Source organism: Hymenobacter norwichensis DSM 15439, from assembly GCF_000420705.1.
Lineage (GTDB): Bacteria > Bacteroidota > Bacteroidia > Cytophagales > Hymenobacteraceae > Hymenobacter > Hymenobacter norwichensis.
Window position 1 is genome coordinate 580,485 of record NZ_ATVL01000009.1, and the last position, 15,319, is coordinate 595,803.

The 15,319-nt window shown below is 57.5% G+C and carries 17 protein-coding genes; 5 read left to right on the forward strand and 12 right to left on the reverse strand.

Features of this window, described 5'->3' with window-relative positions:
- Positions 1-163 precede the first annotated feature (163 nt).
- Both G536_RS0117355 and G536_RS30855 read left to right on the forward strand, forming a co-directional pair.
- On the forward strand, positions 164-1,402 hold the full coding sequence (locus G536_RS0117355; RefSeq protein WP_022824871.1) for an ABC transporter permease: 1,239 nt from the start codon (positions 164-166) through the stop codon (positions 1,400-1,402).
- A gap of 88 nt (positions 1,403-1,490) precedes the next feature.
- Entirely contained in the window at positions 1,491-2,174 is a 684-nt protein-coding gene (locus tag G536_RS30855) for a helix-turn-helix transcriptional regulator (RefSeq protein WP_169515123.1), read from the forward strand.
- Positions 2,175-2,272: 98 nt separating this feature from the next.
- Here G536_RS30855 and mtaB read toward each other — a convergent pair whose 3' ends face one another.
- The 4 genes from mtaB to G536_RS0117380 all read right to left on the reverse strand — a co-directional run bounded on the left by mtaB (position 2,273) and on the right by G536_RS0117380 (position 7,164).
- Entirely contained in the window at positions 2,273-3,619 is a 1,347-nt protein-coding gene (gene mtaB, locus G536_RS0117365; RefSeq protein WP_026880315.1) for a tRNA (N(6)-L-threonylcarbamoyladenosine(37)-C(2))-methylthiotransferase MtaB, read from the reverse strand.
- A 49-nt stretch (positions 3,620-3,668) separates the two neighbouring features.
- Positions 3,669-4,064 carry a hypothetical protein gene (locus G536_RS0117370; RefSeq protein WP_022824874.1) on the reverse strand — a complete coding sequence of 132 codons (396 nt, stop codon included), beginning with the start codon at positions 4,062-4,064 and terminating at the stop codon, positions 3,669-3,671.
- Between the two features lie 87 nt (positions 4,065-4,151).
- Positions 4,152-5,183: a glycoside hydrolase family protein gene (locus G536_RS0117375; RefSeq protein WP_022824875.1), complete on the reverse strand. Its 1,032-nt coding sequence runs from the start codon at positions 5,181-5,183 to the stop codon at positions 4,152-4,154.
- A gap of 121 nt (positions 5,184-5,304) precedes the next feature.
- Positions 5,305-7,164: an LTA synthase family protein gene (locus tag G536_RS0117380; protein WP_022824876.1), complete on the reverse strand. Its 1,860-nt coding sequence runs from the start codon at positions 7,162-7,164 to the stop codon at positions 5,305-5,307.
- Positions 7,165-7,484: 320 nt separating this feature from the next.
- On the opposite strand from G536_RS0117380, the gene G536_RS0117385 reads away from it, so the two are divergent.
- Positions 7,485-9,674: a glutamine synthetase III family protein gene (locus G536_RS0117385; RefSeq protein WP_022824877.1), complete on the forward strand. Its 2,190-nt coding sequence runs from the start codon at positions 7,485-7,487 to the stop codon at positions 9,672-9,674.
- A gap of 221 nt (positions 9,675-9,895) precedes the next feature.
- Here the strand turns inward: G536_RS0117385 and G536_RS0117390 are convergent, their stop codons facing one another.
- From G536_RS0117390 to G536_RS0117410, 4 genes are all read right to left on the reverse strand, one after another.
- A complete protein-coding gene (locus G536_RS0117390; RefSeq protein WP_022824878.1) occupies positions 9,896-10,948 on the reverse strand; it encodes a site-specific integrase in 1,053 nt (350 codons plus the stop codon).
- Positions 10,949-11,276: 328 nt separating this feature from the next.
- Positions 11,277-11,564 (reverse strand): T9SS type A sorting domain-containing protein, encoded by a 288-nt coding sequence (locus tag G536_RS0117400; protein ID WP_022824880.1) that lies wholly within the window; start codon positions 11,562-11,564, stop codon positions 11,277-11,279.
- A gap of 356 nt (positions 11,565-11,920) precedes the next feature.
- Positions 11,921-12,181 carry a hypothetical protein gene (locus G536_RS0117405; RefSeq protein WP_157530725.1) on the reverse strand — a complete coding sequence of 87 codons (261 nt, stop codon included), beginning with the start codon at positions 12,179-12,181 and terminating at the stop codon, positions 11,921-11,923.
- A gap of 72 nt (positions 12,182-12,253) precedes the next feature.
- Positions 12,254-12,661 (reverse strand): hypothetical protein, encoded by a 408-nt coding sequence (locus G536_RS0117410; protein WP_022824882.1) that lies wholly within the window; start codon positions 12,659-12,661, stop codon positions 12,254-12,256.
- A gap of 16 nt (positions 12,662-12,677) precedes the next feature.
- Between G536_RS0117410 and G536_RS32275 the strand changes: the two genes are divergently transcribed.
- The gene (locus tag G536_RS32275) at positions 12,678-12,836 is read left to right on the forward strand and encodes a hypothetical protein (RefSeq protein ID WP_157530727.1); all 159 of its coding nucleotides are present in this window, start codon (positions 12,678-12,680) and stop codon (positions 12,834-12,836) included.
- Between the two features lie 215 nt (positions 12,837-13,051).
- Here G536_RS32275 and G536_RS0117420 read toward each other — a convergent pair whose 3' ends face one another.
- From G536_RS0117420 to G536_RS0117430, 3 genes are all read right to left on the reverse strand, one after another.
- On the reverse strand, positions 13,052-13,390 hold the full coding sequence (locus G536_RS0117420) for a hypothetical protein (protein ID WP_022824884.1): 339 nt from the start codon (positions 13,388-13,390) through the stop codon (positions 13,052-13,054).
- Positions 13,391-13,505: 115 nt separating this feature from the next.
- The gene (locus G536_RS0117425; protein ID WP_022824885.1) at positions 13,506-13,823 is read right to left on the reverse strand and encodes a hypothetical protein; all 318 of its coding nucleotides are present in this window, start codon (positions 13,821-13,823) and stop codon (positions 13,506-13,508) included.
- Positions 13,824-13,886: 63 nt separating this feature from the next.
- The gene (locus G536_RS0117430) at positions 13,887-14,414 is read right to left on the reverse strand and encodes a hypothetical protein (protein WP_022824886.1); all 528 of its coding nucleotides are present in this window, start codon (positions 14,412-14,414) and stop codon (positions 13,887-13,889) included.
- A 128-nt stretch (positions 14,415-14,542) separates the two neighbouring features.
- Between G536_RS0117430 and G536_RS0117435 the strand changes: the two genes are divergently transcribed.
- Entirely contained in the window at positions 14,543-14,929 is a 387-nt protein-coding gene (locus G536_RS0117435; RefSeq protein ID WP_157530729.1) for a hypothetical protein, read from the forward strand.
- Here the strand turns inward: G536_RS0117435 and G536_RS0117440 are convergent.
- The gene (locus G536_RS0117440) at positions 14,918-15,235 is read right to left on the reverse strand and encodes a hypothetical protein (protein ID WP_022824888.1); all 318 of its coding nucleotides are present in this window, start codon (positions 15,233-15,235) and stop codon (positions 14,918-14,920) included. The genes G536_RS0117435 and G536_RS0117440 overlap by 12 nt on opposite strands.
- Between the last annotated feature and the right edge of the window lie 84 nt (positions 15,236-15,319).

Sequence of the window (15,319 nt, forward strand, 5' to 3'; positions counted from 1 at the left end):
AAAATAATCAAATATTCGCTGTGGCTTCCAAGGACGACGGAACGGCCTCTGAATGTGCGCGAAACCCGCTACATTGCGTCCCTCAACCAACTTCGAGAACCCGCTTGAGGGCCATGAAGTTCAGGTGATTTTCGCGCCGTTGGCGCTGTTTTGTCCTGTCGTTATGCACCTGTTAGAAAACATCAAGGAGGCTTTCCGTTCCATTCGAAGCAATCTGCTGCGTACGGTCCTGACGGCCCTTATTGTCAGTATCGGAATTATGGCATTGGTCGGTATTCTAACGGCCATCGACGCCATGAAGTATTCTTTAAACCAGACTTTCGCCAGCCTGGGAGCCAATTCCTTTGAAATGAAGGCCAAAGGCTACACCAACCGCTTTCGGCGCGGCGGCGTGCAGGGGCGCATCTACCCACCCATTAGTCTGCTGCAAGCTCAGAAGTATAAACAGGCCCTAGGCGACGAAGCGCGGGTGGGTATTTCCACCTTCATTTCTGGTGCTACCGAAGTGAAAGCCAACGGCCAGAAAACCAACCCCAACATACAAGTAGTAGCCGGCGACGAAAATTACCTCCAGATTCAAAGCTACAACCTAGGCGACGGGCGCGCCTTCTCACCCCTGGAACTGGATAATGGCACCAACGTGGCCATTATCGGCTCCGAAGTTAAAGACAAGCTCTATCCCTCTGAATCGGCCATCGGCAAATACGTTTACTTACTAGGTCGTCGGTTTCTGGTGGTGGGCATGCTCGAAAAAAGCGGCAGCACGGGCCAGGGTGGGGGAGCCGACCGACTGGTGCTGGTGCCGCTGGAAACCGGCAACCAACTCCCGCGGCAGCGTGCCCTCACCTTCGACGTGAAAACTGCCACCCCTAAGCCCGAGGAACTCACTTACCTCACCGGCCAGGCTACCGGCGTGATGCGCGCCGTCCGCCACGACCCTTTGGGCCAGGAAGACAGCTTCGAGGTAGAGCGCTCCGACTCTATGGCGGCTAAGTTGGATGAGCTGTCGGGCGGCTTGAAAATGGGTGGTTTCCTAGTAGGCTTTATCACGCTGCTCGGCGCCAGTATCGCCCTGATGAATATTATGATGGTATCGGTGACGGAGCGCACCCGTGAAATCGGTATCCGCAAGGCACTAGGTGCAACGGCCCTCCAGATTCGGCAGCAGTTTCTCATTGAAGCCATTGTTATCTGTTTGATGGGTGGAGTGCTCGGCATCATCCTCGGCGTTTCGATGGGCAATGCGGTGTCGTTGTTTGTGGGGGAGGGAGCCTTCCTGGTGCCGTGGTTCTGGATGATGCTGGGGCTCGTTATCTGCGTGAGCGTGGGGCTGGCCTCGGGCTACTATCCCGCCAGCAAAGCCGCCGGCCTCGACCCCATCGAAAGCTTGCGCTACGAGTAGCCGCCAATAGGTTGAACTTCTATTATGTCCCCGGTCAGTTTCTGGCTGGGGATTTTTCGTACAACCTGTTTTACCATTTGCGTGTATATTGCGTCATAAATCATTTGGGTATATGGCAAGTCAGGATACGGTTGGGCAACGTTTTGTGCAGCTTATTGCACATTTAGGAATATCAAAAAATGCCTTTGCTATTTCTCTTGGCAAAACGGCTACGGTCATTCAACATCTTGTGGATGAAAGAAATAAGCCGGGTTTTGATCTTTTGGATAAGGTATTTGAAGTGTATCCAAATGTATCTATGGCGTGGCTGATGAAAGGTGTCGGCCCTATGCTTGTTGACGACAGCAAGCAGCCAACTGCAACCACACCAGACGTGCAACCAGCATCTATTTCCGAAAAAAAAACAGCCGCGCTAAAGCCGGATCCGCTACCAGCCGCCGAAAAAACGCCATTAGTCACCACCATTACGGAGAAGCCAGCTCCAGCTGAAGAGCCGTCTGCTCCCGTAGCAGCCTCCCGCGTCCCGTTATCTGCTGCACCCGCACCAGCTGTGGCACCAGTCCCAACTGCTGCGCCAGTAGCTCCTGCGCCACTTGCTGCCGCCGAAGCACCGGCTCCCACTGCAGCTGATACCAGTTGGCAAACGGCCCTCTACACACAACAAATGGCTCATCAGCTAGCTTTAGCCGAACTACGCAACCAGCATTTGCAGGATCAGCAGCGCCTAATGCAGCAGATGATGGATTTAATGCAGCGCCAGTTAGCTCGCTAAGCTCTACTACTCTTGCTATTATAGCTAAACTAGATGGAAAAGGGGCACCTCACGTGAGGTGCCCCTTTTCCATTCATAATAAAGCACTCCTATTTAAGTTAATGTTGAAATACCTCGATACCTAGCTCTTCAGCTTCCATCAGGTTCTGCGGATTCACGGCGGTTAGGCGCAGTCGCTTCAGTTCGCCTACCAGCAACGGGTCGTATTTGGCTACCACCCGAATGTAGTTGGGCGTGAAGCCTTCCATTTGGCCGTTAGTAACGTCGTCCTCGAACAGCACGGCAGTTTCGGCACCCACATGCTGCTCGTAGAAATGGCGCTTCTTCTTCTCGGACAGGGTACGGAGCTGAGTGGTACGCTCGTGCCGGTGCCGGTCCTGCACCCGGCCGGGGAGAGTAGGAGCCAGCGTGTTTTCGCGCTCTGAGTACGGAAAAACGTGTAGGTAGCTAACATCCAGCTCGTTCAGGAATTGGTAGGTCTCCAGAAATTCACCCTCGGTTTCGCCGGGGAAGCCCACAATAACGTCCACCCCAATGCAGGCATGCGGCATCAACTCTTTAATGAGCTGCACTCGCTCCACGTACAACTCCCGGCGGTAGCGGCGACGCATCAGCCCCAAAATTTTGTTGGAGCCCGACTGCAACGGAATATGGAAGTGCGGCATAAACCGCTTAGAGCGCGCCACAAACCGAATAATCTCATCGGAAAGCAGGTTTGGCTCGCAGCTGCTGATGCGGAACCGCCCGATGCCTTCCACTTCGTCCAGGGCTTGTACCAGGTCGTAAAAGTTTTCTTTCCGCTCCCGTTCCGGGCCTTGCAAGCCAAAGTCGCCGAGGTTGACGCCAGTCAGCACGATTTCCTTCACGCCTGTTTCGGCGAGCTTCTGCACCCGCTCCACCACGCTCTGCACTGAATCGGAGCGGCTGTTGCCGCGGGCCAGCGGAATCGTGCAGAACGAGCAGGAATAGTCGCAACCGTCCTGCACTTTCAGGAACGTGCGGGTTCGGTCGCCGAAGGAATGCGCGGCGTGGAACTCGGTAGCGGCTGAAATAGGGGAAGCGTGTACGTGACCCGGCGCGCCAGCGTCCGGCTTCCGAAAGCCCGCCAGCGTTTCTACCAGCTGAAACTTTTCAGCGGCGCCCAGCACGGCGTGTACACCCGGAATTTCAGCTATTTCTTGCGGCTTGAGCTGGGCATAGCAGCCCACCACGGTTACAAAAGCTTCCGGATTGTGCTTCAGCGCCTCTTTTACCACCTTCCGGCATTTGCGGTCGGCGTGGTCGGTTACCGAGCAGGTATTGATGACGTAGATGTCGGCGGCATCCTCGAAGGACACTTTTTCGAAGCCATGCTCCTCAAACTGCCGGCCGATGGCCGATGTTTCCGAGAAGTTGAGCTTGCAGCCCAGCGTATAAAAGGCAACTTTTTTGTTTTCCACGGTTATTCACGAACAAGACCGCAAAGATACAACCGGGCGCCGAGTAACCCCGCGGCTAGCTCACGGAACGCTGCGAAGCTGCCTGATTCACATCTGCTTCCACTTGGTTGCGAACCAGCCGCATGAGGGCGGGCAGGTCGCTATGGTCTAGTTCGAAATTGGTCAGGAACAAGCGCCACGGGCCGGCCGCGTCCCGCCGGAAAGCAGCTGGCAATGGGTAGTGAGCCAGTTCAGGATGCAGCTTGCGTAGCTCGTCGCGGTGCAGGAAAGTGGTTTTTACGGGCAGATCGGCCACAAACTCGCGCCAGTCGGGCCGTATACCCTGGTTGCCGTAAGTGACGGCACACAACGAGCAAGCATAAGTGGAAGGCGAGATGATTTTGTGAAAAAAATCAACTGTTGCGTTCAGTAGGCCGCTATTAGCATTGTATACGAAGAGTAATTCAGTCATTGAGGATAGCAAGCACACAAGTCAGACCCGCCTAAAAATACGCCAAGTATGGGTTCTGTATCAAGTAATACACTTACGCTATATTATCTATCTCCGCCGTTTTTTAGCGGTGGTTGGCTCCAGGTTGATGTAAGTCGGCTGGTCGCGGTTGGCCGTGATGGTACCGTCCTTGTAGTGTAGCTCTACCACCTGAATCAGGCTGCGTTTGGTGTCAATGGTAGCAGCGGCCGAAGGCGTACCCTGTGTGCGGGCCGGGTGGGTGAAGTAAAACAGGTACGCCCGGTCACCTTGCACCACTACGTCGGGGTGGCCGCCAATGGCCTGGTCGAACGGACCTTGGCCGGGTAGCTCCAGCAGCCGCTCGGGCTGGGCCTGCCACTGCTTGAGGTCGGTGGAACTGTACACGCCCAAGCCTTTCCACTTATCAATCACCATCCAGTAGCGGGCTTGCCACTGGAACACTTTCGGGCCTTCGCCGCGCTCAGCCAAGGCTTTGCCTTTGTCCTGCCAGGTATATAGGTCGGGACTATCGGCGTAGTAAATGCTTTTGCCATCCCGCTCGTTGTTGTACCACATGCGCCAGGTGCCGTCGGGCAGGTGGTATACGCTGGCATCAATTACCTTGTCGGTTGCCAACTTTAGGGTTGATTTGTACTCCCAGTTGAGCAGGTCGGAACTGGTGAGGTGCAGAATGTTGCGCGGGTGGTTCCAGTCGGTGAAAATGCCGGGTACATAAGTCAAAAACATATGATACACGCCTTTGTGCTCCACCACGTCGGGGGCCCAGTGGGTGTACTGTGGGGTGGGGCGGTAGTTGATGTTGGCCGTGTCGCGGTAGTGCCAGGTGGCACCATCCACCGATTCGGCAATACCGATGCGTGTGCCGTGTACCCACGTAACACCCTGAGCCGTGGTATCGGTGGCCCGGCGGTTGGTATAAAACATAAACCACTTCTTCGCTTGCTTATTCCAGACGATTACCGGGTCGGCGGCGCCATCGTACACCGGGTCCCGAAACAGGGGCTTGGGCGCGAGCTTACCGACGGGTTTCTGCTGGGCCAAGCTGGCGGTGGAAATTAGAAGCAAAATCGCCAGCAGATAGCGCAGGTAATAGGTCATGCGACTCGGGTCAATTTAAACGATAGAAAAGGACGAAGTGCAAGAACTAGCCTCAAACGCGCGCCGCCGTCCTGTGCCCTCCTGAAACAACCAATCAGCCACTTGCGGAAAGCGGAGGACGCTATTTGGCTAGGTAGTCTTCGTAGCTCAGTTGCTGGTACGCCTGGCCCTGCTTGAGTTGCGTAGTAGGCAGCCCAGACAGGCGGCTGGTGGGGCGGCGCGAAACGTTGTCGAAGGTGAGGATGCCGGCGGGCGTCACGAACCCAAATCCATCGGTGTAGCAGTAGAAGGCGGCCGGCTGCTGTACCGGGCGCAGCAGGTCGCGGCTCCAGCGGTAGGCGGTAGAGGGTAGTTGCAGCTGAGCCAGCAGCGTAGCTGCAACATCGGTCTGGGAACCGATGCCCGTCACAATGCGGCCCCGCACTTCAGGCCGAAGTGCTCCGCCCGCCAGCACCAGTGGAATCCGAAATTTGGCCGGGTCTTCCACGTTGTTGTCGCCGGGCAAATGGTGGCCATGGTCGGCTACTAGTACCAGCAATGTATTGCTGTACCAGGGCTGCTGGCGGGCTTCGTGCAGAAAGCGGCCTAGCGCCCAGTCGGTGTAATACACGGAGTTGCGGAACAGCGCTGTTTCAGTGGTGCCTTTGAACTTGCGCGCAATCGGAACGTCAAACGGCTCGTGGCTGCTAAGCGTGAAAATGGTACTGAAAAAGGGCTGCGGCTGCGTTTTGAAATCCCGTAGCACCCGGTCGAACAGCACATGGTCGTGGGCGCCCCACTTCGAGTTCTGCTCCCGCTCGGCAAAGTCGCTACGCTCTGTAAACCGCTCATAGCCTGCCGTCACGAGGTAGCTTTTCATGTTGGCAAACGCCAACTCACCGCCGTAATAATAGCTGGAGTGGTAGCCTGCCGGCTTCAGCGACTGGCACAAGTGCGGCAGTCGTTCGGTTTTGCGCGGGTACTTGATAATGCTAGTATTAGGCTGGTTGGGAAAACCAGACAGCAACGACACCAGCCCTTTCTGGCTCCGGTCGCCGGCCGCGTATATAGTATTGAACAGTACGCCGGTGCGGGCCAGGCTGTCGAGGTTGGGCGTCACGCCTGTTTCACCGCCTACGCTGCCTACCAGCTTCGAGGTGAAGCTTTCCAGGATGATAAAGACCACATTGGGCCGATTAGTGCGCAGCAAGCTGTGCGTGGCGGTATCGGGGGCTGGCGTGGCGTACGAGTAGAGCGGCTGAACGAGGCGCGTCGCCGCCGAGTCGGCCATGAAGCGGTAGCGACTGGTATTGGTGTCGCGCAGCCGTAGTGAGTTGGCCACGTTCCAGGGCACGTTTACGGCCGCGTGGTTGGCAAACGGCACGGCCGCAAAATACACGTCGCTCTGATTGACGGGAATCTGCTGCACCCCGCCGCGCAAAGGAACTACTAGCAGCGCCGTATAAAGCAGCCCCGCTAGCGCCGCCCGGCCCCGCCCAAAATCAGCGGGCAGGGGTGGAATAGAGCCTATTATCTTAGTATACAGGAAGATTCCCGCCGCTAACAGTCCTATCAATGCCAACCCAAGTACTAGCAGTGGCGCACTGCCTGCCGAGGCTGCCATTTCCGCGGGCGAATCCAAGTATTGCAGCGGCGTGGCATCCAGGCGAAACCCCCAGGTGCGGTACAGCTCTAAATCGGCAACGGTGAGCAGCGCCACCAAAAGGCCTGTTACGGCAGTGTAGCCTTTCACCAAGGTCGCTATTGGAAAGCGGGGCCCCACTAGGCTGCCCAGCGTGAACAGCACAAACGGCACCACGCTCAGGTATGCCGTGGCTGAGGCATCGAGCCGCAAGCCGTAGCCGAAGATGCCGGCCAGCGTGCCCGCCGGTAAAGCAACAGATTTAGCTGAATGATAAAGCAGAAACAGTGACTTGGCGGCCACGAAAAAGGCTAGCCAGAACAAAAAGTAGCGCCACTGAAAGGAAAATCGGTTTTTCACGCCGCAAAGGTAACGGGCCCTGCCCCGTAATTAGACTGCGCCCCATACTTTTGCCAACACCGAACTGTTGGGCTTATCACAGTGACCACTAACTCACTTTTACATATGCAGGGGATATTATGTAATTAACCTGTCTGCCGGGTATTGCATTGAAATTCATACCAACCCATCGTTTTTGCGAGGGGGTGAGCCGAAAAAAAGCATGGTTATACGTGAATCGTCAAGAAAAAGTAGGGGGTATTTGGAAAAAAGAAAAATGAGCTACACATTTGCCAGTACCAAACCACGTAGAAAATCTAATTTTTCCGTTTACTCGTTTCATGGCAATTCTCCGCTTTAAAGCACTTGAGTTAGTTGACCAGCGCAAAACCCTGGTTCCAGAGAGCAGCACTGAGCGCCGTTCCGACAGTTTTGGCAAGAACGTCTTCAACTTGGAGGCCATGCGGGCTACTATGCCCGGCGAGTATTTCAAAAAGCTCCAAGCGGCCATCAAGCAAAGCTCGCCAGTGGAGCACAGCGTGGCCGATGCTGTAGCTTCGGCTATGAAAACCTGGGCCATGGCGAAGGGTGCTACGCACTACACGCACTGGTTCCAGCCACTAACCGGTGCTACTGCCGAAAAGCACGACTCTTTCTTCGACCTGAACTCGGACGGTCGTCCAATTGAAAACTTCAAAGGCTCGGCGCTGGTGCAGCAGGAGCCCGATGCCTCATCGTTCCCGAACGGCGGTATCCGTAACACCTTCGAAGCCCGCGGCTACACCGCCTGGGATCCAACTTCCCCTGCTTTTATCATTGAAACGGCCGGCGCGAAAACGCTGTGCATCCCTACCATCTTCGTAGCCTACACCGGCGAGGCCCTCGACTACAAAGCACCGCTGCTGAAGTCGTTGGCGGCGTTGGAAAAAGCGGCCGTTGATGTATGCCAGTACTTCGACAAGGACGTAAACCGCGTACATACCACCCTCGGTATTGAGCAGGAATATTTCCTAGTAGACAAGGCGCTGTACTCAGCGCGCCCCGACTTGATTATGACCGGCCGGACGCTGTTCGGCCACGCTCCGGCCAAAGGCCAGCAGCTGGAAGACCACTACTTCGGTTCGATTCCAAGCCGCGTACACGCCTTTATGCTGGAGTACGAAGAGGAAGCTAACAAGCTGGGCATTCCACTGCGTACCCGCCACAACGAAGTAGCGCCGCACCAGTTTGAGTGTGCCCCAACCTTTGAAGATGCCAACCTCGCCGTCGACCACAACCAGCTGTTGATGGACGTTATGGAGCGGGTAGCGGAGAAGCACAACTTTAAAGTGCTGCTGCACGAGAAGCCATTTGCCGGCGTAAACGGCTCGGGCAAGCATAATAACTGGGCCATGAGCACCGATACCGGTGTGAACCTGCTCGCTCCTGGCCGCCGGCCTAAAGAGAACCTTCAGTTTCTGGCCTTCTTCATCAGCACCATCAAGGCCGTTCATACCTACGGCGACTTGCTGCGCGCCAGCATTGCCTCGGCCAGCAACGACCACCGCCTCGGGGCCAACGAAGCGCCCCCGGCCATCATGTCGGTGTTCGTCGGCTCGATGTTGGATTCGGTACTCGACGAGTTGGAGCGCACCGCCAAAGTGCCCCTCGACAAAGGCGACAATATTTACCTCAAGCTCGGCATCGACAAGATTCCGGCTATCCTGCTCGACAACACTGACCGGAACCGTACCTCGCCGTTTGCCTTCACCGGAAACAAATTCGAGTTGCGCGCCGTAGGCTCGTCAGCCAACTGCTCGTCGGCTATGACCGTGCTCAACGCCATTGTGGCTGAGCAACTCATCGAGTTCAAATCAGCAGTCGATAAATTGATTGACGCTGGTAAGAAGAAGGAAGTTGCTATTGTAGAAGTGCTGCGCGAGTACGTAATTAGCTCGAAAAATATCCGTTTCGAAGGCAATGGCTACTCCGACGAATGGAAGGAAGAAGCGGCTAAGCGGGGCCTGGCCAACGTGCCAACCACTCCTCACGCCCTAGATGCCTTGGTAACCTCAGAGGCTTCGGCCCTGTTCGAGCGGCACCACATCTTCTCCCATGTTGAGTTGCACGCTCGCCACGAGATTTTGCTGGAAGATTACATCAAAAAGATTCAGATTGAAAGCCGTGTAATGGGGGATTTGGCCATCAACCATATCATTCCAACTGCCGTAGCGTATCAAACCAAGCTAATAACCAACGTGCGGGGCTTGCGCGAGTTAGGCCTCGACGACACCGAATCGCAAGTAACCGTAGACACTATCAAAGCTATTTCGCGGCACATTGCCACCATCAAAACCACGGTAGATGGCATGGTAAATGCTCGCAAAGTAGCCAACAAGATTGACGACACGCGGGAGCGGGCTTTCGCCTACTGCGACAACGTCAAAGCGCATTTCGACACCATCCGCCGCTCAGCTGACAAGCTAGAGTTGATGGTGGCCGATGAGGACTGGCCCCTGGTGAAGTACCGTGAACTTTTGTTCCGGCACTAAGCTTAGGGTACAGAATCGGGCCGGAGTTGGGTGGGAATTTTCTCCGTGCATCGATTTCAAAAAAGCCGTTTCCGGGTGGGGGCGGCTTTTTTTTGTGCATGAATTATTGTGCAACGTGAAACGGCCTCTGCGCATGCGCAGAGGCCGTTTTTAGTTTGCTCGTATTTCAGCGTATTTCATTCGTCTGCCCCTGAGTCTGCCCCTATATCTGCCCCTGTGTTTCAGATGCGCCGGGCCGTGCGCTTGTAGATGTCTACCAACTCCTGCTCATCAATGCCCAGGTAGCGGTTAAAACTTTTTTCGGTGGTGTGGCCAGTGGCCAGCATCACCTGCCGCTGGGGCACGCCCTGGTAGATCTTGAGGGTGGCAAAGGTCTTGCGGCCGATGCGCGAGGTCACGTGCAGGCGCGTAATGCCCGCCAGGTGCGTGACGTGCAGCATATACTCGTCGATGGTGGGTAGCGTGGGCAGGCAGGTGGGTAGGGCCTGGGGCGCGTACTTGGCCACTAGGCTCACGGGCTTGAATACTTGGTCGTCCAAAAACGGAATCAAGCACAGCCCGCCGGTCTTGCCGGCGTGAATGCGCACGAAGCCGTTCTGAATGTGCGCGGGGGACATCTTGTCTGCGTCGGAAATGCGCAAGCCCAGGTAGCAGCACTGCAGCATCTTGTCGCGGGCCAGCTCGATGCGCTGCAAGTGATCCTCCACCTGCAGGGCCGGGCGCCCGCGGGGGTTGCTGCTCACGATGGGCGGGAAGTGCTCGGCCACGTAGGCGCGCACCGCGGGCGTCGAGGCCCTGACCGCCGCCCAGGCTTGCAACTCGGCGGCCGTCAGGGCCTCGACGCCCACGTAGACTTCCGGCGTAGCGAAGCGGTGGAATTTATTGGTGACCGGCAAATCGTGCTCCTCGCACCAGTACAGGAAGTTTTTCAGGTACTTGATGTTGCCGCTGAAGGTGTTCACCTTCTTGCCGAGCACCGTGAGCGAGTAGTCCTGGTACTTGGCGTAAAAGGTGGCGTTCATCGACTGGAACGTGAGCGGGTACTTGTAGCACTGCTCGAATTCGGCCAGTTCCGCGCGCAGGTGTTGCAGGTGCCGGATATAGTTGCGGCTCAACGGCTTGCCCGAGCGCAACGATACCTTAGTGGTTTGATACGCCAACCAGTCGTCCAAGTGCTCGAGTAAGGTGCGCGGTAGCGTGGCCACGGCCGGTAGTTCGGGCAGTTCCTCGGCCGGGATGCCCTTGACCTCGGCCTCCAGGCGCAGGAGGCGCACCCGGATTTCATCCGCTTTTCATCCCACCGTTCCCTGGCCCGTTTGGCGTCCTGGTGGGCGTCCACAGCGGCGCGTGTCCACCGGTCGAGGATGAGGTTGATGATATCGGCAAAGGTGCCGGGCTTATCCTTGACGCGGCCGAGCTTGTCGTTCCGGTCGGCCGGCCGGCAACTTTCGCTGGTGCCCAGGCGCAGGTTGTCCCAGCGGAAAATCATGCGAATCGGGACCGTGCCCTTCTTGGCCGACAAACGCTCCAGGCGCAGCTCACGGGTTACTTCCATCAGGTAGAGTGAGGTAGACCCGTAAAACTAGCACCCGAGCGGCAAGTTTACTCTTTCACGAATTTGGTGGTGCGGCCACTGATCTGGTCGCGCAGCAGGTAGAGGCCAGCGGACAGGGCTTGCACGTCCAGGGGCTGAGCGGAGAGCTGGCCGGTGCGCACCACCTGGCCGAGCTGGTTGAGCAGCTGGTAGGGCGTGCCCAGCGGGCCGCGCAACGTGAGCTGGGTGCTGGTGGGGTTAGGGTAAGCCGAGAGAGCCGAGCGAGTAGTGGCGGTTTTGGTGCCGAGCGGGGTGGCGGCTAGTTTGACGATCCAGTAATCGACGGTAGTTGCCACTCCTTGATTGTTGACAGGTCCCTTATTAGCCTGGGTTTTGTCGCCGCTGATTCCGGAGAAGGACTGGCCTGCTAGAATGTAGCCCCCGTCGCTGGTTTGCTGTATAATAGAGAAGCTGTCATGGTTGCTGCCCCCGAAGGTCTTGTCCCAGAGCTTAGTAGGCGTAGGGGTTTGGGCACTGGCCTGGGGGCGGCGCTGAGCAGGCCGCCGGCAGTTAAGAAAAGAGCGGATAAAAGTGCGCGCATAGACTAGAAGAGCAAGAAAAGGTCGGCTAAAGATAGCACTGGCCGCTGCTACAGCGAACGGCGCTTGAGCAGGTAGTGGTAGTTATTGCCAGTACTATTGGGCAGCACTTCTCAGCCTTGGGCGTAGAGGAAGTTTAGGACGGCCGCGTGGTCTTCGAAACGACGATCCTGCCCGTTTTCCTCCAACACTTTGCTTTTAGGATTGGGCGTGGTGCCGTTGGATAAGATAAGAAACCAGCCGCCTGTTCCTCGAAACACGGTTGCTGCGCCATACATAGGCTGCGCAGTGGCGGGGGCGGGGGCTTGCTGGGCCTGGGCGGCGGGCAGCGCCGCGCTGGTACACAAAATGAGAAGGAGGAGGAGATACTTCATAAAGTAAGTTAAGTTGAATACTTCAGCTGCTTTGTCGCTCAGCCGCATTAGGTAGAACCAAAGGCGCAGGCCTTAACGGGAATAAATATCTTCCGCTTCTGCATACGGCATACCCGCAGGTACCCCAAATGGCTTGAAGCGCAAGGCGAGCTTGCGCGCGGTCAATTCGGTGATCAAGGCGGTTGTACGGCCCAGGGAGAAGCTGTTGTTTTGTCGATCAATCAGGTAGCTGCCCAATAAAGAATTATCGCGCACACTGCGGTAATACAACGAATCTTTGGTGAAGAGCAGGTAGTAATCCTTCGGTAAGGGCATGGACGTTTGGCCGGTCGGGTTGCCGGCGGCATCGAAGTGATACTCGATACTGGTTTCGGGTGTCCAGCGGCCTTCCAAGGTGGGTTCCGGTTCCGGCTCGTTGTTCCTACAACTGCCCAGCCCCACGGCCAGGCTCAACAGCACTACTAGATACTTGGGGGACATAGCAATACGGGTTAAAGTGACACAAACCGGCTCGCCCCGGCGGCAGCCGCCCCGGCCACGAGAGCGGGTACGCTACAAGGGAATGCTATACGGCTTGAGCCTCTTCCATGAGGTGGAGAATCTGTTCGTGGCTTTCTTCCACCACGTGACGAGTGGTCGTCAAGGCAAGCACTAGGGTCGCGTAGGACTTGCCCTCAATCGTTATAGACTCAATAGCGCTAATGGCGCTCAAGGGAAGCGTAAACTTTCTATCAGTTCCTTGGTGCGTGAGCGAGATAAAGCCAGGCATGAAAAACGACTTAGGGGCACTACGGTAGTAACAAAAGTTCGGCCGGTTACACCTCGCTCGCCGCACCGTCAGCCGCGGGGCGGGCTTGCAGGCCCCGGGTATCAAGCCTCTGGGTGCGCAATGGAGTAGTCCGTCAGGGCATCCTCGATGGCCGCCCGTAGTGCGGCGGTGAGGGCGCGCCACTGGGCGCAGCCCGTTGTGTCGGTGCTCGTTGGTTCGGACAGGCTCTGGGCCTGCTGCTCCAGCAGGGTCAGGTTTTGCAGCAGCCGGTACTTTTGGTCGCTGGAGAGGTCGTCGGGGTAGAGGGTGCGCAGGTTGGTGATGGTCGTCGCCAGTTGGGCGCGTAGCGTTTGCCGCTCGGCGGGCGTGTAGCAGGTAGTGGTCAGGGGTTTGAGTTGCGTGAGGGTTTGCCGCAACTTGGTGAGCAGGACGTGTGACATGGACGTGCGGGGTTAGGGGAAAGGGAGCAGTCCATGCGGCGCCAAGGCAGAGAAGGCTTGTTTTCTAGCGGTGCAGTAAGCGTGAGTAGAGCGGTGGTAAGGTATACTTAAGCGGTTACTTGAGCAAAGCCAAGGCTTCGGTAATGACTTTTTGCAGCGAGCCATGCACTGCCTGCCAGGTGGCCAGCGGCACGGCCACCGGGGCTACCAGCGTGAGCTGCAGAAACTGCTGCTCCAGGGGCAGGAGCACGGCAATGAACGCGCGCCGCTCGTCCGTATCCATTCCGTCCGGATAAACAGCGTGCAGGGTTTTGATGGTGGCGCTGAGCTGCTGGCGCAGGGTGTGCTGCGCCAGCAGGGAGTAGAACGTGGTGTTCTGCGTGTCCAAACTGGTGAGCGTGTCGCGGAGCTGGCCTAGCAGGAGAATAGACATGACATCGGGCAAGCGTTAGGGCCTCAAGGTAGGAGTTTTATGTTTTGCGTGAGCGGAGCAATTTCATACCCGGGGAATGTCAGTAAAGCTCGCTTCGATGGTGGTGATGAGCGTTTGGTGGAGAGTACGCCACATGGCAGCCGGCACGGTGCTGCCAGGCGTGAAGGCCATGAACTCGTGCTGAAGCATCTTAAGGGAGCGTAGCCGCTGGTGGCGTTTGGCGAATGTAGCGCGCAGAGGGGAGTAGAAGTCGTCTAGCTGGGTGATGGTGGCCGAGAGCTGGTCACGCAGTAGTTTTTGGGCCTCGGTACCATACTGGGCAGTCGGCAGGGTGTGCAGCTTGTCCAGCGTGTAGCGTAGCTGGCCGAGCAGGAGGGCGTAAGGCATAAGGTGGTGGGGCAGTGGAACTGGTTGTGCCTTGCCCGCCGCAACGCCGGCCTCAGCAGAGGGGGTACGGTAGGCTCTGAACAGGAAGAACATAGTGCTGGCGGGCAGTAGCAGAACGGCCCGGCCGCACCCGATAGCACCGCTACGCTCGGGCGTACCACCCGGTACGGGGAGCTTAACGGTTAAGGGGGTAACGGCAAGCAAAGGGGATAGGTTGGTGTTCGCCGCCCCGCAGGTGCCCGGCCGTTAAGGGACAAGATGAAATCCGCGAAATCGACCTCACCGACTGCCGCCGCGAGTTCGGCGTGCTCCTGCCAAAAGCCGCCTAGCGTATGGAAAGGCCCCGTTTGCCCGGCCCCCGTGATCTAGGCCCCGTCGTGGCCACGCTCCTGCGCGAGCTGGGCTTCATGGTCTGGGAGCAGGCCACCGCCAGCCTCACGCTCGTCACCGGCACCTGGACCGGCCTGACGGGCGAGCAGTTCAGCTTTCAGTACGCCCACCACCACCCCAGTGCCGGTCCGCTTTGCTGGGCCGCCTGCAACATGGGCGCGCTCTGGCCGGGGGCTGCCACCCCCGCCGTGTGCTTTGCCAGCACCCAGGTGCGCCGCCTGCGCGAGGTGCGCCTGCTGCTGCTCGGCAACCACCACTTCGCCCAGGCCCGCGCCGCCTACCTGCTGGCCTTCACTACCACCACTATACCGGCTGCCTTATGCGAATGAATGCTGCTTTTTGGTACAGGCCGCTACTCGCTCAAGGATGCTCAGCGCCTGCTCGGTATCCACATACTGCGCGCTGGCGCTGGGCGTGGGAAAGGCCACCGGCTGCCTCAGGGCTTTCTGGGCCGCATAGAACTGGTCTTGCAGCGCGTGAGAGCAGAGGGAAAGCTGGGCAAACGGCAAGTCGTCGTAGTGCCGCAGCAATTCGCGCCGGATGGCATAGAGCACGGAGAGACCATTCTCGGGAGAGGCAGCACTTGCTTCCAACTCCTCGCGCAGCTGGAGCAGGCGCAAGTATAGATTTTTCATGTGGGTACATAGGTGAACCCCCGCATACGGCCGGCCTTCTCGGCCGGTTACCGCCCGCGGCTGCTTATGCGCCCGCCCCGCCTT